The following is a 23889-nucleotide window of genomic DNA, read 5'->3' on the forward strand; positions in this document are numbered from 1 at the left end:
CTTGTCTCTTGCATCAGTAAATAACGTGTAATGACAAGTTCCCGAAGCTGTACAAAAAAGTAATCCTGTACAAGCTGTGCCAGAATAACCTGTCTGATCGAGGGCGGGCAGTGCAGGACGAAAAATTGCCACCGAGCTTGTCGGAAGAATAGATGCGTTGCCCACCTTTGGGGCAAACTCCATGGTTTTTGACACTTCACCAAGGCCTTTCAATGAGCTCCCCGTCTTCGGTCGATGAACAGAGTTTTCGCAAGCTGCTAAGCCGCAACATCGCGCTTCCCCTGGGGGTGGGCGTGCTCAGCGCGGTGGTCTTCGTGTCCCTGATCAGCTATCTGCTCTCGGCGATCCAGTGGGTCCAGCACAGCGATCGGGTGATCAACAGCATCAACCAGGCCGCCAAGCTGACGGTCGACCTGGAAACCGGCATGCGCGGCTTCCTGATCACCGGCGACGAGCATTTCCTCGACCCGTATGAAGTGGCCAAGCCGCAGATCTTCAGCGAGCTGCGTGAGTTGCGGGGGCTGGTGGCGGACAATCCGCAGCAGGTCGATCGCTTCAAGCGCCTGGAAGCCTTGCAGGAAGAGTGGGGCCTGCACGCGAAAAGCATGATCGAGATGCGTCGCCAGGAGGGCGATTATCGCCGCTCGGTTCAGTCCGGCCGGGGCAAGCGCCTGACCGACCAGATGCGCAAGGAATACGACGAAGCGGTGGCGATGGAGCAGCAGCTGCGGGTCGATCGCAACGAGAATGTCACCCGCACCACAGTCCTCAGCGTGGTCCTGTACCTGCTGTTCGTGGTGGTCATCAGTGGCCTGCTGGCCTTTATCGGTCGCCGCGACCTGCTCAACCTGTCGAAGAGCTACAGCGCCAACCTCGCCGCCCAGCAGCACAGCGCCCAGAGCCTGGCGCAACAGGCCTGGCTGCGCAGTGGCCAGACCGAACTGGCCGAGCAGATGCTGGGGCAACTGACGCTGAACCTGCTGGGGCGCAACATCCTGCAGTTCTGCGCGCAATACCTGAGCAGCGCCGTAGCGGCGCTGTACGTGCGTGAAGAGCACGGCGGCCTCAAGCGCGTGGCCGCCTATGGCTTCTCCCGCGAGCAGGAAGAGCGCGAACAGTCGATTTTCATCGGCGAAGGCATGGTCGGGCAGGCGGCCCAGCAGGACCGGCTGATCCGCCTGGACGAGGTGCCCGCCGATTACTTCAAGGTCAGCTCCGGCCTGGGCGACGGCGTGCCGCGCAGCGTGCTGGTGGTGCCGACCAGCGACGACGACCGGGTCAACGGGGTGATCGAGCTGGGCTTCCTGCGCGCCCTCAGCGAGCGCGATGTCGAGTTCCTGGAGCTGATCGCCGGCAATATCGGCACCGCCATCGAAGCCGCGCGTTATCGCCAGCGCCTGCAGGAAGTGCTGGCCGAGACCCAGCAACTCAACGAAGAGCTGCAGGTGCAGCAGGAAGAACTGAAGACCGCCAACGAAGAGCTCGAAGAACAGTCGCGGGTGCTCAAGGAGTCCCAGGTGCATCTGGAAGCCCAACAGGTGGAGCTGGAACAGACCAACGAGCAACTGGCCGAGCAGGCCCAGGCGCTGGCGCAGCAGCGCGACGCCATGGACCGCAAGAACGGCGAGCTGAACCAGGCCCAGGTACAGTTGCAAGAACGTGCCGAGGAGTTGCAGCGTTCGAGCAAGTACAAGTCGGAATTCCTCGCCAATATGTCCCACGAGCTGCGCACGCCGCTGAACAGCTCGCTGATCCTGGCCAAGTTGCTGGCGGAGAACCCCCAGGAAAACCTCAGCGCCGAACAGGTGCAGTTCGCCGAGTCGATTTATTCGGCGGGCAACGATCTGCTCAACCTGATCAACGACATTCTCGACATTTCCAAGGTAGAAGCCGGCAAGCTCGAAGTGCGCCCGGAAAACACCAGCGTCGCGCGCCTGGTCGAAGGCCTGCGCGGGCTGTTCCAGCCGTTGACGGCGGACAAGGGCCTGGAATTCCGTGTCGAGTTGCAGCCCGGTACGCCGCAGATGCTGTTCACCGACCGCCAGCGGGTCGAGCAGATTCTCAAGAACCTGCTGTCCAACGCCGTGAAGTTCACCGAGAAGGGCCAGGTCAGCCTGACCGTGTCGCACCAGCCCGAGGCGGGCATCGCCTTTATCGTGCGCGACTCGGGCATCGGCATCGCCCCGGAACAGCAGGAAAGCATCTTCGAAGCCTTTCGCCAGGCCGACGGCACCACCAATCGCCGTTACGGCGGCACGGGCCTTGGGTTGTCGATTTCCCGTGACCTGGCGGCGCTGCTCGGCGGTTCGATCACGGTCGCCAGCGAGCCGGGGCAGGGCAGTGTCTTCACCCTGGTGCTGCCGGAGCAGTACGTCGAGCGCGTGGCAGAGCAACAGGGCGAACTCAAGCCGGTCGCTGCGCCGCTGACCCAGGCGCCGAGCAAACCGGCTCCGGCGCCGCCCCCCCTGGTGCCCGAGCTGGAGATTCCGCGTTTCGCCGACGATCGCGACAAGGCGCCGTTCGCCACCCGTTGCATCCTGGTGGTGGAGGACGAGCCGAACTTTGCCCACATCCTGTATGACCTGGCCCACGAGCTGGGTTACCAGTGCCTGGTGGCCCACGGCGCCGACGAAGGCTACAGCCTGGCCGAGCAGTTCGTGCCGGACGCGATCCTGCTGGACATGCGCCTGCCGGACCATTCCGGCCTGACGGTGTTGCAGCGCCTCAAGGCGCACGCCAGCACCCGGCACATCCCGGTGCACGTGATTTCCGTGGAAGACCGGGTCGAGGCCGCCATGCACATGGGCGCCATCGGCTACGCGGTCAAGCCCACCACCCGCGAAGAGCTCAAGGACGTGTTCGCCCGCCTGGAGGCCAAGCTCACCCAGAAGGTCAAGCGCGTGCTGCTGGTGGAGGACGACGACCTGCAGCGCGATAGCATCGCCCGGCTGATCGGCGACGACGACATCGAGATCACCGCCGTCGGCCTGGCCCAGGAGGCCTTGGCGCTGCTGCGCGACAACCTGTACGACTGCATGGTCATCGACCTGAAGTTGCCGGACATGCTCGGCAACGACCTGCTCAAGCGCATGTCCACCGAGGACATCTGCTCGTTCCCGCCGGTGATCGTCTACACCGGGCGCAACCTGACCCGCGACGAAGAGGCGGAGCTGCGCAAGTATTCGCGCTCGATCATCATCAAGGGCGCGCGCTCGCCCGAACGCCTGCTGGACGAAGTGACGCTGTTCCTGCACAAGGTCGAGTCCCAGTTGTCCCATGAGCGGCAGAAGATGCTCAAGGCCGCCCGCAGCCGCGACAAGGTCTTCGAGGGGCGCAAGGTCCTGCTGGTGGACGACGATGTGCGCAATATCTTCGCCCTCACCAGCGCCCTGGAGCAGAAGGGCGCGATCGTGGTCATCGGTCGCAACGGCCATGAGGCGATCGCCAAGCTCAATGAAGTCGAGGACATCGACCTGGTGCTGATGGACGTGATGATGCCCGAGATGGACGGTTACGAAGCCACCCTGGAAATCCGCAAGCAGCCGCGCTGGCGCAAGCTGCCGATCATCGCGGTGACCGCCAAGGCCATGAAGGACGATCAGGAGCGCTGCCTGCAGGCGGGCGCCAACGATTACCTGGCCAAGCCGATCGACCTCGACCGGCTGTTTTCCCTTATTCGAGTCTGGTTACCCAAGATGGAAAGAATCTAGTGGAGCGCAATACCGAGATCGAACTGCGCCTGTTGATCGAAGCTATCTACCTCAAGTACAGCTACGACTTCCGCGATTACTCCGGTGCCTCGATCAAGCGCCGGATCAACCATGCGCTGCGTCAGTTCGAATGCAAGACCATTTCCGCCCTGCAGGAGCGGGTGCTGCATGATCCGGGGGCGTTCATGCAGTTGCTGCAATTTTTGACGATCCCGGTCAGCGAGATGTTTCGCGACCCGTCGCACTTCCTGGCGATTCGCCGGGAAGTGGTGCCGCTGCTCAAGACCTATCCCTCGATCAAGATCTGGATCGCCGGCTGCAGCACGGGCGAGGAGGTCTATTCGATGGCTATCCTGTTGCGCGAGGAAGGGTTGCTCGAGCGCACCATCATCTACGCCACCGACATCAATCCCAGTTCCCTGGAGAAGGCCAAGCAGGGCATCTTTTCCCTGGAAAACATTCGCGCCTACACCCAGAACTACCAGCAGGCCGGCGGTTTGCGCTCCTTTGCCGACTACTACACGGCGGCCTACGACTACGCGATCTTCGACAAGACCCTGCGTGAGAACGTGACCTTCGCCGACCACAGCCTGGCGACCGACAGCGTGTTCTCCGAAACCCAGCTGATTTCCTGTCGCAACGTGCTGATCTATTTCAACAAGAAGTTGCAGGACCGCGCCTTCGGCCTGTTCCACGAGTCGCTCTGCCACCGTGGTTTCCTGGTGCTGGGCAGCAAGGAAACCCTGGATTTCTCGGCCTATGCCCAGCATTTCGAGCCGCTGGTCAAACAAGAACGGGTCTACCGCAAATCATGAACGATCACGTCATCAGGCAATCCGCCCTGCCGCGGGTCGAGGCCATCGTGATAGGCGCGTCGGCCGGCGGCGTCGAGGCGCTGCTGAAAATCTTCACCGCGTTCCCCGAGGGTTTCAGCCTGCCGGTCGTGGTAGTGCTGCACCTGCCCGAAGAGCATCGCAGCCAGTTGGCCGAGCTGTTCGCCCTGCGCCTGGCGCTGCCGGTGAAAGAGGCCCGCGACAAGGAGAGCATCGAGCGCGGCACCCTGTATTTCGCCACGCCCGGTTATCACTTGTCGGTGGAGCAGGACCGCAGCCTGTCCCTGAGCCAGGAGGAGCGCGTGCATCATTCGCGCCCCGCCATCGATTACCTGTTCGACTCCGCCGCCGATGCCTATGGCCCGCGCCTGGCCGCGGTGCTGCTGACCGGGGCCAACCGGGACGGCGCCCATGGCCTGGCCCAGGTCAAGCGGCGCGGCGGCCTGAGCATTGTCCAGGACCCGGCCGAGGCCCAGGTGGCGACCATGCCCGAGGCGGCCATCGCGCTGCACCGACCGGATTACATTCTCCCTTTGCACGGCATCAGCCGTCTGCTTGTCGAGCTGGAACGAATCGCATGTTAAGTAATATCCAAGCCAAGCTGCTGATCGTCGACGATCTGCCAGAGAACTTGTTGGCCCTCGAAGCGCTGATCAAGCGCGAGGACCGCCAGGTGTACAAGGCGCTGTCAGCGGACGAGGCGTTGTCGCTGTTGCTCGAGCATGAGTTCGCCATGGCCATCCTCGATGTGCAGATGCCCGGCATGAACGGCTTCGAGCTGGCCGAGCTGATGCGCGGCACCGAGAAGACCAAGAACATCCCCATCGTGTTTGTCAGCGCCGCCGGGCGCGAACTCGACTATGCCTTCAAGGGCTATGAGAGCGGCGCGGTGGACTTCCTGCACAAGCCGCTGGATATCCATGCGGTGAAGAGCAAGGTCAATGTGTTCGTCGACCTGTACCGGCAGAGCAAGGCCATGAAACGGCAGGTCGAAGCCCTGGAGCAGAGCCGGCGCGAGCAGGAGGCGCTGCTCAAGCAGTTGCAGGCGACCCAGAACGAACTGGAGCAGGCGGTGCGCATGCGTGACGATTTCATGTCGATCGTCGCCCATGAGGTGCGCACGCCGTTGAACGGCCTGATCCTGGAGACCCAGCTGCGCAAGATGCACCTGGCCCGCGACAATGCTTCCGCGTTCACCCTGGACAAGATGCAGGCCATGGTCGAGCGCGACGAGCGCCAGATCAAAAGCCTGATCCGCCTGATCGAGGACATGCTGGACATCTCGCGGATCCGCACCGGCAAGCTGTCGATCCGCCCGAGCCAGGTCGACCTGGTGCAGCTGGTGCGTGGCCTGCTGGAGAATTTCGCGCCCCAGGTCGAGGCCGCCGAATCCTCGATCGCCCTGACTGCCGAAGGCTCGGTGCTCGGCCAGTGGGACGAGTTCCGCATCGAACAGGTGATCTCCAACCTGCTGACCAATGCCTTGCGGTATGGCGCCAAGAGCCCGATCGAAGTGCGGGTCTACAGCGCGGACGGGCAGGCGCAGGTCGAAGTGCGCGATCACGGGATCGGCATCAGCGAGGAAAACCAGGCGCGTATCTTCCAGCAGTTCGAGCGCGTCTCTGTCAATCATGCGGTGGCCGGGCTCGGGCTGGGGTTGTTCATTTCCGAGCAGATCGTCACCGCCCATGGCGGCACCATCGAAGTCGACAGCAGGATCGGCGAAGGTGCGCTGTTTCGCGTTTGTCTGCCGCTGTAGGAAAACACCGGCACCCACGCAACCTTCTGGGTGACCACATGGTCGTATCAGCAGCTATTGACCGAACAAAGGCTTCTCATGAGTGAAGATGCACAAGACGTCGTACTGATCGTCGAAGATGAACCGGTGATTCTGATGTTGCTCGCCGACTACCTGTCGGGCCTGGGCTACCGGGTGCTACAGGCGGAGAACGGCGAGCAGGCGTTCGAGATCCTCGCCAGCAAACCGCATCTGGATGTGATGATCACCGACTACCGGCTGCCGGGCGGGATTACCGGGGTGATGATCGCCGAACCGGCGGTGAAGCTGCGTCCGGACCTCAAGGTGATTTTCATCAGCGGCTATCCCACCGAGATTCTCGAGTCCGGCAGCCCGATCGCCAGAAGCGCGCCGATCCTGGCCAAGCCCTTCGACCTCAACAGCCTGCAAGAGCAGATCCAGCGCCTGCTGGCGTGACCCTCTCTACAACCGCCGCGCTGTAGCCGCAGCCTGCGGCAGCGGCTACAGCGAGGGGTTGAAATATCGTCCGGCCAGCAGGTGTCGGAGCGCGTGTTTACAGGCCTTGCTGCAAGGCCGGATCGTCGGGGTTCTGTTGTTCCAGTTGGGCCAGGAGGATCTGTACGTTCTGCAACTGGCCGCTTTCCTTCCAGTACTTGATCAGCAGCACCCGCGCCTTGCGGTTGGCGGGTTGGCGCTGGACGATTTCCTCGAGCTGTTTCTGCGCCGCTTCCAGCTCTTCTTCGCTGTGCAGGGTGGTGGCCAGGTCGTAGCGGTAGTCGGCGTTGTTCGGCTCCAGCTCCACGGCGCGGGACAGGCCGAGCAGGGCGAACTCGCTCTGGTCGTGGTGCAGCAGCCACATGCCCAGGGCGTGTTGCAGGTAGGCGGAATCCTGTTGCGCCTGCAGTTGTTTGGCCAGCAGCTTGCGGGCATCTTCGCTGCGGCCCTGGCGGTCCAGCACCTCCAGTTGCAGGATCACCGCTTGCAGGTTGTCCGGTTGCAGGCCCAAGGCGTGCTCCAGCGTCTGCTGGGCCTGGTCCAGGTTGGCGTTGTGCAGGTACAGGCGCGCCAGCTGGTATTGCGCCTCGACGTTCTCCGGCTGGGCCTTGAGCACCTGGGTGTACTCATCGATCACTTGCTGCAGCGGCCCGAAATACAGGCCCTGTTCATCCGGCGACAGGCCGAGCAGGGCGGTGGCGGCGGCGAAGCGCACGCTTTGCACTTCGTCGTCCAGCAGCGGGCCGATCAGCAGGCTGCGCTGGCGCGCCGGGACCAGGCCGAGCACCGCCTGGATGGCGGCCTCGCGGACCTCGGGCGTGGCGTGGTGCAGGCCGGCGTCGGCCAGTTTCAGCGCTTGCGGGCTGGGGTAGTTGTGCAGCTCGGCGAGCAGGCGGATGCGCCGGCTGTCCGACAGGTCGGGACGCCCCAACTGCTGATACAGCACTCGCGCGGCGCCGGGCTGGCCGTTGCGTGCCTGTTCCAGCGCCTTGCCATACCCGTGCTTGATCGCGTCCGGCACCACCGGCGGCGTGGTGCGCAGGAACAGCCACGCCAGGCCCAGGGCCAGGACGACGAGAAGGCTGATCAACAGGGGGCGGCGGGGCTTGGTCATGCAGGCATCCATGGCAGGGGCGGCTTTACGAAGGCGCAAGCTTCGGTCAGGTTCCCCTCGGAGTCAAACCGCGGTTGCGGGGCGATGGGCACGACTCGGGTTTTCGCGGCGGGACAAGGCCGCAAGAGCGGCGCCGGCTGGTCCAAACACTCTGCTTGACCAAGCGGTTGGCGCGAACGATCGACAGTTCGGGAAAAATTGCCTTCCTGCCGGGAAGGCCGGGACGATAAGCTTTCCCGGCCGCAGACTGACTACGCTAGCCGCAGGTACCCCTTTGCCCAGAACCCACTCATGCAGCCACTGATCAATTACTTCAAGGTTGTCATTCACCCGGGAGGCGCGGTGCTGCGCTTCGCCCTGCGCACCATCGTCGCGGGCCTGCTGACCCTGTACCTGGCGTTCATCTTCGATCTCGACCAGCCCAAGTGGTCGCTGATGGCGGTGATCATCGTCAGCCAGCCCCTGGCCGGCATGGCCCTGGCCCGCAGCTTCGGCCAGGTGGTCGGCACCACCCTGGGGGCCGCGGTGGCGGTGCTGATCATGGCGATCTTCCCCCAGGCGCCGCTGCCGTTCCTGGTCACCCTGGGCCTGTGGCTGGCGTTGTGCACCGCCGGCGGCACCCTGTTGCGCTACACCAGTTCCCAGGCGTTCGTGCTCAGTGGCTACACCGCGGTGGTGGTGGCGATGCTGGCGATCCCCGAGCAGGGCAATACCCTGACGCTGGCCATTACCCGGGTCACCGAAACCCTGCTGGCGGTGGCCTGCGTCTGCGTGGTCAGCCTGCTGACGGCGCGCCCGGAGGCCGTGGCCCATGGCTACTTCGCCAAGATCGACCTGGTGCTCAAGCTACTGGCGACCCACGCCGCGGCGGCGATTCGCACCGACGAAAGCGAGGCCGACTTCCACAAGCGGCAGATGCAGCTGCTGGGCGAGATCAGCGCGCTGGAAGGCTTGCGCCGCCACCTGTATTTCGACGCGCCGCGCCTGCGCAGCGCCGACGGCCTGGTGCAACTGCTGGGCAACCAGTTGGTGCTGCTGACCTCGCGCCTCACCGTCTTGCGCCACCAGCGCGAACTGCTGCGGGCGCGCTGGGTCGGCGAGCTGCCGGAGGCGATCCAGCGACTGCGCGCCGACGAGCTGGCGTTTCTCGATGAACTGGCGCAGCACGGCCGTGCCTTGCCCGCCGCCTCGCGGCAGCAGTTCGCGCAATTGCAGCAGCGCTTCGATGAACAGGCGCGGCGCGCCGAGCGCGAGGCCGATGCCTTGCCCGCCACCTTGCGCTCCCTGGCCTGGGCCTTGCGCTGGGAGCAGGCGCGGATGCTCAAGCAGCTCGAAGACATTCTCGAGTTCAGCGATGCCATCCAGGACGGTCGCCAGGCCAGTTGCCTGTACCGCCAGGGCCGGGCCAATCCGTTACACCTGGACTGGCCGCTGGCGGCGATGAATGCGCTGCGGGCCTTTACCGCGCTGCTGGTCGCCGGGCTGATCTGGATCGAAACCGCCTGGGACGGCGCGCGTTCGAGCATGGTCCTGGTGGGTATTCTCTGTTCGCTGATGGCGACCTTCCCGCGGCCCCTGGCTGCGGCGCAAAGCTATATGCGTGGCCAGGCCCTGGCGCTGGTGATCTCGGCGGTCTATGTCTTTGCCCTGGTGCCCTTGATCGGCGATTTCGAGTGGCTGGCGCTATTGCTGGTGCCGCTGCTGTACACGGTCGCGGTGGGCCTGGCCAGCCCGATGACCGCCGGTATCGGCATGGGCCTGGGGCTGTCGAGCCTGCTGATGATCGGCCCGCAGAACATCGGCGCCTGGCAGAACAGCGCCATCCAGTGGTTCGAGTTCGCCGGGGCCTATGTCAGCGGTGGGGTGCTGTCGTTGCTGGTGTACGCCTTTATCTTCCCGTTCAACCCGGTGCTGCGCATTCGCCGCTTGTTCCGCGACACCCGCGAGCAGGTGTACGCCTTGCAGAAAACCACGGCCAGCGACGAGGAGCAGTTTGTCTTCGAAAGCCGCATGGTCGACCGCCTGACCCAGATGCTCGGGCTGTTGCCCGCCGCCGGCGACCGTGTTTCCGCCGAGCGTTTCGAAACCAGCCTGGCCTGCATGACCCTGGGCGTGGCGATGAACCAGCTCAAGCAGCAGAGCCTGGACAACCCCTGGCTGAGCAGCGCGGCCAACGCCGACCTGCAGCAGTTGCTGCGGCGGATCGGGCGTTATGTGGCCGGGCGCTCGGGGCTGGATGTGGAGGAGCTGCTGGCGCGGCTACGGGAGCTGGGCGACTACCTCGACCAGCTGCACACCGACGACCGGCCCCAGGCCCACGAACAGCTGTGGTCGGTGTTCCGCATGCGCGTCTCGCTGCTGATCGTCGGCGCCTTCCTGGAGCGCTACAGCCCCATGCTGCAACCCACGGAAACAGGAGAACCGGCCCTTGCCCATTGATTTCGAATTCGGCGGCGTCTACCTGCCGCCCATTGCCCAGGCCCTGTTGCTGGCCTTGCCGATTTTCCTGTTGCTCGACTGGGGGCTGCGGCGCCTCGGTGTGTTGCGTTTCGTCTGGCACGAAGCGTTGTTCGAAGGGGCGCTGTATGCCTGCGTCTGCGCCACGGTCATTCTGCTGATGGGAAGCCTATGAATCTGAAAAACACCCTGGCCCGCTCGATCACCCTGGTGGCGGTAGTGCTGGCGCTCGTGCTGGGCTGGTTCGCCTGGGAGCATTACACCCGCGCGCCCTGGACCCGCGATGCGCGGGTGCGGGCCGATGTGGTGACCCTGTCGGCGGATGTCGCCGGGCGCATCGTCAGCCTGAAGGTGCAGGACAACCAGCACGTGGACAAGGGCCAGCTACTGCTGGAGATCGACCCGGCGCAATATGCCCTGGCCGTGGAGCATGCCAAGCGTTCGGTGGAAGTGGCGGTCGCCACCCTCGGCCAGTCCGAGGCGGCGATTGCCGCCAGCGCGGCGCAGCTCAAGCAGCGGCAAAGCGAGGAGCGCCGGCGCCGGAGCCTGAAGCAGGGCTTCGCGATTTCCGGCGAGGAATGGGAGAAGTCCAATACCGATGTGGCGGTGGCCCAGGCCGACCTGTTGCGCGACCAGGCCAATCTCGGCCTGGCCCAGGCCAACGTGCACCTGGCCCAGGCGGCGCTGAAACAGGCCGAACTGGACCTGCAGCGCACCCGGGTCGAAGCCCCGGTCAGCGGCTACGTGACCAACCTGCAGACCCGCCAGGGCGACTACGCCAGTGCCGGCGCGGCCTTGCTGGCCCTGGTGGACAGCGACTCCTTCTATATCAGTGGTTACTTCGAGGAGACCAAGCTGCCGCGGATCGAGGAGGGCAGTGCGGTGCGCATCCAGCTGATGAGCGGCGAAACCTTCGGCGGCAAGGTGCAGAGCATCGCCTTCGCCATTACCGACCGCGAGAACTCCCAGGGCAGCCGCCTGCTGGCCAACATCAACCCCAGCTACACCTGGGTCAAGCTGGCGCAGCGGGTGCCGGTGCGGATCGCCATCGACCCCGATTACCCGGGCAAGGACAGGTTGCGCGCCGGCACCACGGCGACGGTGACGGTGTTGGAATAACCTGCGGCGGCGCCCCGGGAACGGCGCTATCGCGGGCAAGTCGGATCGCCGCCCGCTTGCTCTTACAGAAGCCAGTCGTCTGTAGGCGCGAGGCTTGCCCGCGATGCTTTTTGGGGGGCAAAAAAAGCCCCGTGACCGAATGAGAACACGGGGCAAGAATTTGGTTGGTTGCGGCCAACCAAAGGAGCTCGGTTGAAGCCTTACTTGCTGGCGACCGTCTCAGGCTGCCAGCCACCCCCCAGGGCCTTGTAGATGGCGACGATGCCACGGTACAGGTCGACTTCGGCCTGGGCCTGGGAGTCTTCGGCGGCCAGGCGTTCGCGCTGGGCGTCGAGCAGCACCAGGAAATCGACGGTGCCTTCGCGGTAGCGGATCTGCGCCAGGTCCGCCGCGGCGCGGCTCGACTCGCTCTGGCGAATCAGCGAGATCAGCCGTTGCTGGCGCTTGCCGTAATCGCTGAAAGCGTTTTCCGACTCTTCCAGGGCCAGCAGCACTTGCTGCTCGTAGGTCGCCAGGGCGCCGTCGGCGTCGGCATTGGCGCCGCGCAGACGGGCGCGCACGCTCCCCAGGTCGAAGGCGGCCCAGGTGATGCTCGGGCCCAGGGCCCAGGCATTGGCGGCCGAGGAGCCGATCTGCGAACCACGCCCGGCGGTGAAGCCGAGGAAACCACTGAGGCTGACCCGGGGGAACAGGTCGGCCTTGGCCACGCCGATCCGCGCGGTGGCGGCGGCCAGCTGGCGTTCGGCGCTGAGAATGTCCGGACGGCGCTGCAGCAGTTCGCCCGGGTCGCCGATCGGCAGGGCCTTGGCAATCGCCGGCAGCTGCGCGGGCTTGAGGTCGACGCTGAGCTTGTCCGGACGCTCGCCCAGCAGGGTGGCGATACGGTTGCGCTGGCGCACCTGTTCGGCCTGCAGTTGCGGCACGCTGGCTTCTACCGCGGCCAGGCGCGCATCGGCGCGGACCACGTCGAGCTGATCGCCGACGCCGGCGTCACGCAGGCTTTCGGTGATCTTGCGCGACTCCTGCTGGTTGGTCAGGTTGGCCAGGGCGATCTTTTCCCGCAGCTGGGCGCCGCGCAGTTGGCCGTAGGCGTCCACCAGCTCGGCAATCATGGTGACTTGCAGCTGGTAGAGGTCGGCCTCGGCGGCCTGCTGGTCGGCTTCGCTGGCTTCCAGATTGCGCTGGATGCGGCCGAACAGGTCCAGTTCCCAGGCCATGTCCAGGCCCAGGTCGTAGCGTTCGCTATTGACCCGGCGAGTGGTCTGGCCGGGGATCTGACCCTTGGCCAGGTCGCTGCTGGCGCGGCTGGTGATGGTCGGCATCGCATCGTTGCTGGCGTCGTCGCGAATCGCCCGGGCGGCCCGCAGGCGGGCGAAGGCCACGCGCAACTCACGGTTGCCCTGCAGGGATTGGGTCACCAGCTGGTTGAGCACCGGGTCGTCGAACTGCTGCCACCAGATGCCTTCGAAACGCGCGCGGTCGAAATTCTTCTGGCCCGCGGCGCCGTCGGTGGCGGCCGTGATATGGGCCGCCTCGGTAGTCGGGGTCTGGTAGTCCGGGCCGACGGCACAGGCACTCAGGGCCAGTACCAGCAAGCTCGGCAGGAAGACTTTCAGGCTCATTGTTGCGCCTCCAGTTTCAGGGCACGGGTCGCTTTGCGGGCTTCGCTGCGCTCCACATATTTGCGGATCAGGACGTAGAACACCGGGGTCAGCAGCAGGCCGAAGAAGGTCACCCCGAGCATCCCGGAGAACACCGCGACACCCATGGCATGCCGCATTTCCGCACCCGCACCGCTGGAGAACACCAGGGGCACCACACCCATGATGAAGGCGAACGAGGTCATCAGGATCGGCCGCAGACGCAGACGGCAGGCTTCCAGCACCGCGGCCAGCGGGTCGAGGCCTTCTTCCTGTTTGTCCTTGGCGAACTCGACGATCAGGATCGCGTTCTTGCACGCCAGGCCCACCAGTACGATCAGGCCGATCTGGGTGAAGATGTTGTTGTCGCCACCGGACAGGATCACCCCGGCGATGGCCGACAGCAGGGTCATCGGTACGATCAGGATCACCGCCAGCGGCAGGCTCCAGCTCTCGTATTGCGCGGCCAGTACCAGGAACGCCAGCAGCACGCAGAGCGGGAAGACGAACAGTGCGGTGTTACCGGCAAGGATCTGCTGGTAGGTCAGCTCGGTCCATTCGTAGGTCATGCCGTTGGGCAGTTCTTCCTTGAGCAGTTTCTCGATCGCCGCTTCCGCCTGGCCGGAGCTGTAGCCCGGTGCGGCCGCGCCGTTGATTTCCGCGGTGACGAAGCCGTTGTAGTGCATCACGCGGTCGGGACCGGCGGTGTCGCTGACCTTGATGAAGGTCGCCAGCGGGATCATCTCGCCCTTGTTGTTGCGCACTTTCAACTGGCCGATCTGCTCGGCCTCGAGACGGAACTGCTGTTCGGCCTGGACGTTGACCTGGTAGGTACGGCCAAAACGGTTGAAGTCGTTGGCGTACAGCGAGCCCAGGTAGACTTGCAGGGTGTCGAAGATATCGCTGATGGCCACGCCGTGGGTCTTGGCCTTTTCCCGGTCGATAGCCGCATCGACCTGAGGCACGTTGACCTGATAGCTGGTGAACAGCCCGGCCAGTTCCGGCACGCTGCGACTCTTGGCGATGACGTTCTGCACTTCTTTATACAGCTCTTCGTACCCCATGCCGCTGCGGTCCTCGACCTGCAGGCGGAAGCCGCCAATGGTTCCCAGGCCCTGTACCGGCGGCGGTGGGAAGATCGCCATGTAGGCTTCCTGGATATCGGCGTACTTGCCGTTCAGGGCGCCGGCGATGGCCCCGGCGGACATGCTCGGGTCCTTGCGCTCGTCGAAAGGCTTGAGGGTCACGAACACGATGCCGTTGTTCGGGCTGTTGGTGAAACCGTTGATCGACAGGCCGGGGAAGGCCACCGCGCTTTCCACGCCCGGTTGTTTCAGGGCGATATCGGACATGCGCTTGATCACGTCCTCGGTGCGGTCCAGGCTCGCGGCGTCCGGCAGTTGGGCGAAGGCCACCAGGTATTGCTTGTCCTGGGCCGGGACGAAGCCCATCGGCGTGTGGGCGAAGCCGAACCAGGTCAGCACCATCAGGCCCGCGTAGAGGAACAGGGCGATGCCACTGCCACGGATCACCCGGCGCACGGTGCCGACGTAGCCACCGCTTGCGCGGTCGAAGAAGCGGTTGAAGGGTTTGAACAGCCAGCCGCCCAGCAACCTGTCGAGGAACCTGGAGAAGCCGTCCTTCGGTGCGTGGTGGTCCTTGAGCAAGACCGCGGCCAGGGCCGGCGACAGGGTCAGGGAGTTGAAGGCCGAGATCACCGTGGAGATCGCGATGGTCAGGGCGAACTGCTTGTAGAACTGTCCGGTCAGGCCGCTGATGAAGGCCGCCGGCACGAACACCGCGCAGAGCACCAGGGCGGTGGCGATGATCGGCCCGGTCACTTCGCGCATGGCGCGCTTGGTGGCTTCCACCGGGTTCAGCCCGAGGCCGATATTACGCTCGACGTTTTCCACCACCACGATGGCGTCGTCCACCACGATACCGATGGCCAGCACCAGCCCGAACAGCGACAGGGCGTTGAGCGAGAAGCCGAACAGGTGCATCACGGCAAAGGTACCGATCAGCGAGACCGGCACCGCCACCAGCGGGATGATCGAGGCGCGCCAGGTCTGCAGGAACAGGATCACCACCAGCACCACCAGGATCAGCGCTTCGAACAGGGTATGCACCACGGCCTCGATGGAGCCGCGGACGAAGATGGTCGGGTCGTAGACGATGCTGAAGTCCATGCCTTGCGGGAAGCTCTGCTTCAGCTCGGCCATCTTGGCCCGCACTTCGTTGGAGATCTCGATGGCGTTGGAGCCAGGGCGCTGGAAGATCGGGATCGCCACCGCCGGCTGGTTGTTCAGCAGCGAACGCAGGGCGTACTGGTTGGAACCCAGCTCGACCCGGGCGATGTCTTTCAGGCGAGTGATCTCGCCGTTACTGCCTGCGCGGATGATGATGTTCTCGAACTCTTCCTCGGTCACCAGGCGACCCTGGGTGTTGACCGACAGCTGGAAGCTGGTGGCGCTCGGCGCGGGCGGGGCGCCCAGGGTACCGGCGGCGACCTGGCGGTTCTGCTCGCGAATGGCGGTGACCACGTCGGTGGCGGTCAGGTTGCGCGAAGCGGTCTTGTTCGGATCGAGCCAGACCCGCAGCGAGTAGTCGCCCATGCCGAACAGCTGCACGTCGCCGACACCGCCCAGGCGCGCCAGCTCATCCTTGATGTTGAGGATGGCGTAGTTGGACAGGTAGAGCATGTCGTAGCGTTTGTCCGGCGAGGTCAAGTGCACGACCATGGTCAGGTCGGGCGACGCCTTGTCCACGGTGATACCGATGCGCGTCACCTCTTCAGGCAGTTTGGGCTCGGTCCGGGTCACGCGGTTCTGCACCTGCACCTGGGCGTTGTCCAGGTCGGTGCCCAGGGCGAAGGTGATGGTCAGGGTGATCTTGCCGTCGGCGGTGGACTGCGAGGACATGTAGAGCATGTTCTCGACCCCGGTGATGGCCTGCTCGAGAGGCGCGGCCACGGTTTCGCCGATGACTTTCGGGTTGGCGCCCGGGAAGTTGGCGCGCACCACCACGGTCGGCGGTACCACTTCCGGGTATTCGCTGATGGGCAGCTGGAACAGCGAAATGGAGCCGGCGATCAGGATCAGCAGCGACAGCACCGCTGCGAAGATCGGCCGTGAAATGAAGAATTGGGAGAAATTCATCTTGAGTCTTTTCCCTTAACCGCGTGGAGTCGCAGCGCTGGCCAGTTTCGCAGCCGCTTCAGGCGCGCCCTTGGCGGGGGCGACTTGAGGCAGGTTGCTGGCTTCCAGGGCTTGTCGTTGTTGCGCCAGGGCGGCGAGGGTTTCCTTGCTGGCCATCGGCACTACTTCAGGGCTGACCGGCGCGCCCGGACGGGCTCGCTGCAGACCCTTGACGATGATGGTGTCGTCCTTGTTCAGGCCGTTACGCACAATGCGCAGGCCTTCGATCTTCGGCCCCAACTCGACGGCGCGGTACGCCGGCTTGTTGTCGGCGTCCATCACCAGCACGAACTTCTTGCCCAGGTCGGTACCCACCGCTTCGTCGTTGATCAGCACGGCGGAGTAGGTGCCGCTGCCCACCAGCTTCAGGCGTGCATAGAGGCCCGGGGTGTAGCTGCCGTCGCTGTTGTCGAACACCGCGCGACCGCGGATGGTGCCGGTCTGCGGGTTGACCTGGTTGTCGACGAAGTTCATCTGGCCCAGGTGTGGGTGGCCTTCTTCATTGGACAGGCCGAGGTAGACCGGGGTGGTCTGGCCACGTTGGCCCTGGCGGGCGAGCTGGGTGTACTTGAGGTACACACGCTCGTCGGCGTCGAAGTAGGCGTAGACCTTGTCGGTGGAGACCACGCTGGTCAGCGGGGTGACGTCGGCGGTCACCAGGTTGCCGGCGGTGATTTCGGCGCGGCTGACGCGGCCGCTGATGGGCGCGCTGACCCGGGTGAAGCTCAGGTTGAGCTTGGCCACGTCCAGTTGCGCCTGGATCGCGTCGACCCCGGCGCGGGCTTCCTGGGCGGCGCTGGTGCGGGTGTCGGCCAGTTCGGCGGAAATCGCGTTGCTGGTCAGCAGGCGCTGGCCGCGCTGGGCTTCATTGGCACTGCGGGTGGCGGTGGCGCGGGCTTGTTGCAGTTGGGCTTCCAGGCGGCGTACTTCGGCCTGGAACGGCCGTGGGTCGATCTGGAACAGCAGGTCGCCTTTCTTCACCAGGGCGCCTTCGGTGAAGGCCACCTGGTCGATCTGGCCAGAAACCCGTGGGCGGATCTGTACGGTTTCAGGCGCCTCGAGGCGCCCGGTGAACTCGTCCCATTCGTTGACCGGTTGCTCCAGCACCTTGGCCACACTGACTTTGGCGGCGGGCATGTTGGCGGCCGTTTGCGGCGCCTTGCCACAGGCGCTCATCACCAGCACAGCCAATAATGCGAGAGGGAAGCGTAAGTGTTTGAGTGACTGTTCCATGGATCATCCGCCAATGTATTTGAGATGGGCGGATGATGCTCGGCAGGGGTTGTATCGCACGAATCGAATGAGCCGAAGGTAACTATCATTCGGAATGATATAAGCGCGATGAAAGCTCTCTAGCTTGCACCTTTAGTTAGGGGGCTATCAATTCCTTAAACGGAATTTCATTGTTTCCGGGATTGCAAGGGTGGGAGGGCGAGCCGCTGATGCTTATCGCGAGCCATTGAATATCGATCGGGTAAGTAATGACTTTGCCTACCAGCTGCCATAGGGAATGCCGTACTTCTCTATGTACCGCTTGGAGTTCTCGGGTAGCGGGTAGTAGTGCCCGTTTGATTTACCCAGGTGCGGCCCCAGCGGTTCAATCTCAGCTTGCGCACGGGCGACTTTGACCGTGTTGCGGCATTCATCTCTGACCCAGACTTGTACGATGCCACCGGGGGCCAGGCCTAAATAGACCGATGCCATATAGCGAGCAGTCTGATGCGGAGTTTCCGGGCAGCGTCGGTTAGTCGAGGTGGTCATGATTTTCCGGGCCTCTTCCGGGATATCCACCCATGCCCGATAAGCCTGTGGCTCTACGACCGATTGCCAGCGTACGAAAATGCGCTTGGGCAGGTCGGCGCCAACCACTGACTTACCACTACCTCCAACTCCCTTCCCGCCCCATCCTCTGGCCCACTCTTTGTCGTAACCCATATCACCACCTGCAGCGGAGCCGCCGCCAGTGCGAAGGAATAGCTTGCCGTTGATATCTTCAACAGCGCTGTCTTCAACCCAAACTTTCATATAGAACGGCTCACTGAAGCCAAGCTGCCACCAAGGTGCCTTGGGGTCGTTTTCTCCAGATAGCGGATCGCTGGTCAAGCAACCAGTTAGCAGTAGTGCGCCCAGCAGGGCGATGAACATTCTCATTACCAAAGCGTCCAGTCAGGTACGTGAGGGTGTTGCACACGCACAGCATCCACCGTGGGGGCATTGATATAGACGACTTTAAGGCTGCCGCCATCCTGTTTGCCAAACGGGTGGTTCCAGTGGGCCGAGAGATGGATATAACGCAGCTTGAGCATGGTCTCTTCGGCTGGAGTCGTACTGTAGTCACCGGCGACAAATCTGTCACAAAGGGCTTGCAGCTCTTGCGGGATGGCGTAGTCCAGATCCTGTTCGTCGATGGCGTTGAAGCGCACACCATTCTCCCTGGCCAGTTCATACATGACGCGTAGATACACCCTCGATAGCCTGTTGCTCATAGGGCGCTTGAGTTGCAGGCCGGCATATATCCGTTCTTTTCGTGAGCCGAGGCGGTCCTTTGGATCTTGCGGCAGAACCATCGGCTCCGGTGTGATGATTTCCAGCCATTGTGCGGGCCAACCCTCGGCCAGCCAGCGTTTTCTTGTCTGGGCAGCTTCCCGGTAAATCGAGGTCTGGGTCACGTCAGTATTGATCGGCACTTCCAGCGCCTGCATCGAACTGACCAGTACACACTCCTGCACCTCATCCAGATAACCGCCGCCGATATCCGAATGTGCGCCAGGTAGGGGGATCTCCACATGATCGGGTTTGACCTGGCTCAGGGAAAAGTTGGCCCGGTACTCGTCGCGGGCGACCAGTTGGACTACTGAGTGAAAATAGCGACGATCGAGGTGCAGCTTGATACCTGGGGCAATGGCGCTGCGCACGTTGCCCAGATTGCTCAAGCCAGCAACTGACGGCACAGTGTCGAAAAGACCAATAAAACCCATGTCGACATCGTGGCCGTACTGTCGATTGAAGTTAGGGCTGAAGGCCTTGGAGTGGTCGTGCAGAATCAGTTCGAGTGGCCCGAGCCAGCGCACAACTTCATTGGCAAAATGCCGGGCCGCTGCCGCGCCTCGGCTAAAGCCAAAAGTATCGAAGATCAGTGACGTGATCTCGCCTTCGGGATTCTCTGTGTGGATATCGTTGATATGTTCGTTGATCTCACGGAAAGCCCTTTGCACACATCCCAATATTCCGGTGTCACCACGCCCTGTACCTGAGGTGATCAGGCTGTCTTTTTCACCCGTCTGTGTGCCGATACCCTCGACATAGATTGAACGAAAAGCACGCTTTTGCAGTTCTCTACCCTCGATTTCCCGGCTGGAATAGTACAAATCACTCAACCGCTTAACATTGCTCACATCATTCCCATAACTGCTCTGCGGATCCTTCATATACGGCTTGCAACTGCCATCGATATCCCTGGCATCGATAGGGTGTTGGGCCCCACAAAGCTGCCCCATGGCCGAGTTGCTGGCGTTGTTGCCGGTACCGTCTAAAAACACGCCGATGCGCAGCGCCACCTGGACCTTTTCCGGCGCTGGCGCAGGTTCCTTGGCGTATTTCTCATATTGGGCCCAGAGTTGTTCGCCGTAGCTGGGTGGGGCGGTTTCGGCGGCGCGTTCGGCAGGGCGCTGGTTGGGGGTGGCGGGCCGTAGAAGATTGGGCATTGGCCCGGGTCCGTTGCTGGCCATGGCGGGTCCTGGTTCGGGCGAAAGGGTCGCTGGAAACCGTACCGGGAATGGCGGGGCAAGGATTTAGGAGGATTCTGCAAGGGGCTGAGCAGGGGCTGATTCTGTTGTAGGGCTGATGCACAGGATCCCTAGATAGCCAGAGAGTTTTTTACTCTCTAGCAACCACAAAAATCATAATTTCGGCATTTTCCGCCTTCTCCCAGAATGCGTCCTACACCTCCCACGGCTGCCTACGTGGGATCACTCAACAGGGCGCAGACATGACAACCCATAAAACAACAATCGACACGCTTGTAGTGGGCGCCGGCCAAGCCGGCGTGGCCATGAGCGAACACCTGAGCCGCCTGGGCGTGCCGCACCTGGTGCTGGAACGCAACCGCATCGCCGAAGCCTGGCGCACCGGGCGCTGGGATTCGCTGGTGGCCAACGGCCCGGCCTGGCACGACCGCTTTCCCGGCCTGGAATTCGCAGGCCTGGACCCCGATGCCTTTGCCGGCAAGGACCAGGTGGCCGACTACTTCGAAACCTACGCCCGTAAATTCAATGCGCCGATCCGCACCGGCGTCGAAGTCAGGAAGGTGGTGCGTAACGCCGCCCGTCCGGGCTTTACCGTGGACACCAGCGACGGTGTGATCGAAGCCCGGCAGGTGGTGGTGGCCACCGGTCCGTTCCAGTGCCCGGTGATCCCGCCGATCGCCCCGCAAGATCCGCGTGTGCTGCAGATGCACTCGGCGGCCTACCGCAACCCGCAGCAGCTGCCCGAAGGCGCGGTGCTGGTGGTGGGGGCGGGCTCCTCTGGGGTGCAGATCGCCGATGAGCTGCAACGCGCCGGCAAGCAGGTCTATCTCTCGGTCGGGGCCCATGACCGTCCGCCGCGGGCCTACCGCAACCGTGACTTCTGCTGGTGGCTGGGGGTGCTGGGCGAATGGGATGCCGAGACCATGCAGCCGGGCAAGGAGCACGTGACCATCGCCGTCAGCGGCGCCCGTGGCGGGCATACCGTGGACTTTCGCCGGCTGGCCCACCAGGGCATGACCCTGGTCGGCCTGACCAAGACCTTCGAGAACGGCGTGGCCCGCTTCGAGGCCAACCTGGCCGAGAACATTGCCCGCGGCGACGAAAACTACCTGGCGCTGCTCGATGCCGCCGATGCCTACATCGCCCGCAACGGCCTGGATCTGCCGGAAGAACCCGAAGCTCGGGTGATGCTGCCGGACCCGCCGTGCCTGACCCAGCCGATCCTCGAGCTCGACCTGGCCAAGGCCGGCGTCGGCACCATCATCTGGGCCACCGGCTATTCGGTGGACTACAGCTGGCTGCAGGTCGATGCCTTCAAGGACAACGGCAAGCCCCGGCACCAGCGCGGCGTGTCCAGCGAGCCCGGGGTCTATTTCGTCGGCCTGCCGTGGCTGTCGCGCCGTGGCTCGGCATTTATCTGGGGCGTGTGGCACGACGCCCGGCACATCGCCGAGCACATCGTCAAGCAGCGCCTCTACTTCGATTACCGCGACGCCGCGCAGCGTCAAGCCGACCGCGAGTCCTCCACTCAACCTGCCAGCCTCATGGGAGCCCGCTGATGCCTACGCATACCCGCATCCGCATGTTCAACACCAAAGACACCTACCCGAACCAGAGCCTGGACAACGACCTGTGCCAGGCCGTGCGCGCCGGCAACACCGTGTATGTGCGCGGCCAGGTCGGCACTGACTTCAATGGCCAGTTGGTCGGCCTCGGTGATCCGCGGGCCCAGGCCGAACAGGCCATGCGCAACGTCAAGCAATTGCTGGAAGAGGCCGGCAGCGACCTCAGCCATATCGTCAAGACCACCACCTACCTGATCGACCCGCGTTACCGCGAGCCGGTCTACCAGGAGGTCGGCAAGTGGCTCAAGGGCGTGTTCCCGATCTCCACCGGGCTGGTGGTCAGCGCCCTGGGCCAGCCGCAGTGGCTGATGGAAATCGACGTGATCGCGGTCATCCCCGAATAAGGAGTTCGCCATGACTTTCTCCATCGTCGGCCGCTGCGCCGAAACCGGCCAGCTGGGCATTGCCATCAGCTCGTCGAGCATCGCCGTCGGCGCCCGCTGCCCCTGGTTGCGCAGCGGGGTGGGTGCGGTGTCGAGCCAGAACATCACCTTGCCGGCCCTCGGCCCGCAGGTGCTCGACGGCCTGGGCGAAGGCCTGGCGCCCGCGCAGGCCCTGGACCGGGCACTGACCCGCAACGGCTACAGCCAGTACCGCCAGGTGGCGGTGGTGGATGCCCAGGGGCGCACGGCGGTGTTCAGCGGCAACCACGCGCTGGGCATTAACAATGCCGTGGCCGGTGAGCAGTGCGTGGCGGCCGGCAACCTGCTGGCCAACAGCACAGTGATCGAACGCATGGTCGAGGCCTTCGAAAGCAGCGAAGGCTGCCTGGCGGCGCGGCTGCTCAGCGCGCTGCAGGCCGGGCAGGACGCCGGGGGCGAGGCGGGCGCGGTGCATTCGGCGGCGCTGTCGGTGGTCGGCGAGCTGGTCTGGCCGATCGTCGACCTGCGGGTGGACTGGGCCGAGGCCAACCCCATCGGCGAGCTGCAGAAACTCTGGAGCGCCTACGAGCCGCAGCTGCAGGACTACCTGATCCGCGCCCTCAACCCGACCCTGGCGCCGAGCTACGGAGTACCGGGCGATGAGTGAGCTGCGCAGCCGCGCCTTGCTGGCCAGGCTAGTGGGTTTTGCCACGGTCAGCCGCGATTCGAACCTGGCCCTGATCGAGTTCGTGCGCGACTACCTGCACGGCCTGGGCGTGAGCTGCGAGCTGATCTACAACGCCGAGCGGACCAAGGCCAACCTGCTGGCCAGCATCGGCCCGGCGCTGGAAGGCGGCATCGTGCTGTCCGGGCACACCGACGTGGTGCCGGTGGACGGCCAGCCCTGGACGTTCGAACCCTTCAGCCTGACCGAGCGCGACGGCAAGCTCTACGGGCGCGGCACCGCCGACATGAAAGGCTACCTGGCCTCGGTGCTGGCCGCGGTGCCGCTGTTTCTCGAAAGCCCCCTGCGCCGGCCGGTGCACCTGGCGTTCTCCTATGACGAGGAGGTCGGCTGCCTCGGCGTGCGCAGCCTGCTGGAGCTGTTGCCACAGCGCATTCTCCAACCGGCGCTGTGCCTGATCGGCGAGCCCACCGAGCTCAAACCGGTGCTCGGCCACAAGGGCAAGCTGGCCATGCGTTGCCATGTGCATGGCGCGCCGTGCCATTCGGCCTATGCGCCTTACGGGGTCAACGCCATCGAGCAGGCGGCGCGGCTGATCGGCCGGCTGGGGGAGATCGGCCAGCGCCTGGCGGCCCCCGAGCATCACGACGCCCGTTTCGACCCGGCGTTCTCCACCGTGCAGGTCGGGGTGATCCAGGGCGGCACGGCGCTGAATATCGTCCCGGCCGACTGCCGCTTCGACTTCGAGGTGCGCGCCTTGCCGGCCTTCGAGCCCCAGGCGGTGGTGGACGAACTGCAAGGCTATGCCGAACAGGAGCTGTTGCCGGCGATGCAGGCAATCAAGGCCGACACGGCGATCCGCTTCGAAGCGATCTCGGCCTATCCGGGGTTGGCGACTGCCCCTGAAAGCGCCGCCGCGCAACTGGTGGCGCAACTCTGTGGCAGCGCGGCCTTCAGCACCGTGGCCTTTGGCACCGAAGGCGGGCTGTTCCATCAGGCCGGCATTGCGGCGGTGGTCTGTGGCCCCGGCAGCATGGACCAGGGCCACAAGCCGGACGAATTCGTCAGCGTCGAACAGCTGGCGGCCTGCGACCGGCTGATGGAGCGCCTGGCCGAACACCTCTGCAAGCGCTGATAAACGACTCTT

18 protein-coding genes are annotated in these 23889 nt (G+C 64.2%); 12 read left to right on the forward strand and 6 right to left on the reverse strand.

Annotated features, from left to right (window positions below):
• Positions 1 to 212: 212 nt before the first annotated feature.
• The 5 genes from H0I86_RS15370 to H0I86_RS15390 all read left to right on the forward strand — a co-directional run bounded on the left by H0I86_RS15370 (position 213) and on the right by H0I86_RS15390 (position 6758).
• Positions 213 to 3710 (forward strand): response regulator, encoded by a 3498-nt coding sequence (locus H0I86_RS15370; protein WP_180925687.1) that lies wholly within the window; start codon positions 213 to 215, stop codon positions 3708 to 3710.
• Positions 3710 to 4525: a CheR family methyltransferase gene (locus H0I86_RS15375; RefSeq protein WP_180925688.1), complete on the forward strand. Its 816-nt coding sequence runs from the start codon at positions 3710 to 3712 to the stop codon at positions 4523 to 4525. Before H0I86_RS15370 ends, H0I86_RS15375 begins: the two co-directional genes overlap by 1 nt.
• Positions 4522 to 5127, forward strand: coding sequence for a chemotaxis protein CheB (locus H0I86_RS15380; protein WP_180925689.1), 606 nt, complete (start codon positions 4522 to 4524; stop codon positions 5125 to 5127). Before H0I86_RS15375 ends, H0I86_RS15380 begins: the two co-directional genes overlap by 4 nt.
• Entirely contained in the window at positions 5121 to 6302 is a 1182-nt protein-coding gene (locus H0I86_RS15385; RefSeq protein ID WP_180925690.1) for a hybrid sensor histidine kinase/response regulator, read from the forward strand. Before H0I86_RS15380 ends, H0I86_RS15385 begins: the two co-directional genes overlap by 7 nt.
• Positions 6303 to 6380: 78 nt before the next feature.
• Positions 6381 to 6758 carry a response regulator gene (locus H0I86_RS15390; RefSeq protein WP_009049261.1) on the forward strand — a complete coding sequence of 126 codons (378 nt, stop codon included), beginning with the start codon at positions 6381 to 6383 and terminating at the stop codon, positions 6756 to 6758.
• Positions 6759 to 6855: 97 nt separating this feature from the next.
• On the opposite strand, the gene H0I86_RS15395 is transcribed toward H0I86_RS15390, so the two are convergent.
• Complete coding sequence (locus tag H0I86_RS15395; protein WP_180925691.1) at positions 6856 to 7911, reverse strand: tetratricopeptide repeat protein; 1056 nt, start codon at positions 7909 to 7911, stop codon at positions 6856 to 6858.
• Between the two features lie 291 nt (positions 7912 to 8202).
• On the opposite strand from H0I86_RS15395, the gene H0I86_RS15400 reads away from it, so the two are divergent.
• Genes H0I86_RS15400 through H0I86_RS15410 form a run of 3 tightly spaced genes read left to right on the forward strand, consistent with a single transcriptional unit; the run spans position 8203 to position 11487 of the window.
• The gene (locus H0I86_RS15400; RefSeq protein WP_180925692.1) at positions 8203 to 10350 is read left to right on the forward strand and encodes an FUSC family protein; all 2148 of its coding nucleotides are present in this window, start codon (positions 8203 to 8205) and stop codon (positions 10348 to 10350) included.
• On the forward strand, positions 10340 to 10543 hold the full coding sequence (locus H0I86_RS15405) for a DUF1656 domain-containing protein (RefSeq protein ID WP_007924845.1): 204 nt from the start codon (positions 10340 to 10342) through the stop codon (positions 10541 to 10543). Before H0I86_RS15400 ends, H0I86_RS15405 begins: the two co-directional genes overlap by 11 nt.
• Positions 10540 to 11487 carry an HlyD family secretion protein gene (locus H0I86_RS15410; protein ID WP_124336765.1) on the forward strand — a complete coding sequence of 316 codons (948 nt, stop codon included), beginning with the start codon at positions 10540 to 10542 and terminating at the stop codon, positions 11485 to 11487. Before H0I86_RS15405 ends, H0I86_RS15410 begins: the two co-directional genes overlap by 4 nt.
• Before the next feature lie 200 nt (positions 11488 to 11687).
• Here the strand turns inward: H0I86_RS15410 and H0I86_RS15415 are convergent, their stop codons facing one another.
• The 5 genes from H0I86_RS15415 to H0I86_RS15435 all read right to left on the reverse strand — a co-directional run bounded on the left by H0I86_RS15415 (position 11688) and on the right by H0I86_RS15435 (position 20052).
• Positions 11688 to 13109 (reverse strand): efflux transporter outer membrane subunit, encoded by a 1422-nt coding sequence (locus H0I86_RS15415; RefSeq protein WP_180925693.1) that lies wholly within the window; start codon positions 13107 to 13109, stop codon positions 11688 to 11690.
• Positions 13106 to 16285, reverse strand: a complete 3180-nt coding sequence (locus H0I86_RS15420) for an efflux RND transporter permease subunit (RefSeq protein WP_180925694.1) — start codon at positions 16283 to 16285, stop codon at positions 13106 to 13108. The genes H0I86_RS15415 and H0I86_RS15420 overlap by 4 nt, the downstream gene beginning before the upstream one ends.
• Positions 16286 to 16300: 15 nt before the next feature.
• Positions 16301 to 17557, reverse strand: coding sequence for a multidrug efflux RND transporter periplasmic adaptor subunit MexE (gene mexE, locus H0I86_RS15425; RefSeq protein ID WP_180925695.1), 1257 nt, complete (start codon positions 17555 to 17557; stop codon positions 16301 to 16303).
• 258 nt (positions 17558 to 17815) lie between these two features.
• Positions 17816 to 18475, reverse strand: a complete 660-nt coding sequence (locus H0I86_RS15430; protein WP_180925696.1) for a DUF2931 family protein — start codon at positions 18473 to 18475, stop codon at positions 17816 to 17818.
• Positions 18475 to 20052, reverse strand: a complete 1578-nt coding sequence (locus H0I86_RS15435) for a phospholipase effector Tle1 domain-containing protein (protein ID WP_180925697.1) — start codon at positions 20050 to 20052, stop codon at positions 18475 to 18477. Before H0I86_RS15435 ends, H0I86_RS15430 begins: the two co-directional genes overlap by 1 nt.
• A gap of 260 nt (positions 20053 to 20312) precedes the next feature.
• Between H0I86_RS15435 and H0I86_RS15440 the strand changes: the two genes are divergently transcribed.
• Genes H0I86_RS15440 through argE form a run of 4 tightly spaced genes read left to right on the forward strand, consistent with a single transcriptional unit; the run spans position 20313 to position 23877 of the window.
• Positions 20313 to 21629, forward strand: coding sequence for a flavin-containing monooxygenase (locus tag H0I86_RS15440; RefSeq protein WP_180925698.1), 1317 nt, complete (start codon positions 20313 to 20315; stop codon positions 21627 to 21629).
• Positions 21629 to 22039 carry a RidA family protein gene (locus H0I86_RS15445; RefSeq protein WP_007924833.1) on the forward strand — a complete coding sequence of 137 codons (411 nt, stop codon included), beginning with the start codon at positions 21629 to 21631 and terminating at the stop codon, positions 22037 to 22039. Before H0I86_RS15440 ends, H0I86_RS15445 begins: the two co-directional genes overlap by 1 nt.
• Before the next feature lie 10 nt (positions 22040 to 22049).
• The gene (locus tag H0I86_RS15450) at positions 22050 to 22724 is read left to right on the forward strand and encodes a DUF1028 domain-containing protein (protein ID WP_180925699.1); all 675 of its coding nucleotides are present in this window, start codon (positions 22050 to 22052) and stop codon (positions 22722 to 22724) included.
• On the forward strand, positions 22717 to 23877 hold the full coding sequence (gene argE, locus H0I86_RS15455; protein WP_180925700.1) for an acetylornithine deacetylase: 1161 nt from the start codon (positions 22717 to 22719) through the stop codon (positions 23875 to 23877). The genes H0I86_RS15450 and argE overlap by 8 nt, the downstream gene beginning before the upstream one ends.
• The last annotated feature ends 12 nt before the right edge of the window (positions 23878 to 23889 follow it).

It is taken from the genome of Pseudomonas chlororaphis subsp. aurantiaca (genome assembly GCF_013466605.1).
Taxonomy (GTDB): Bacteria; Pseudomonadota; Gammaproteobacteria; order Pseudomonadales; family Pseudomonadaceae; genus Aquipseudomonas; species Aquipseudomonas chlororaphis_I.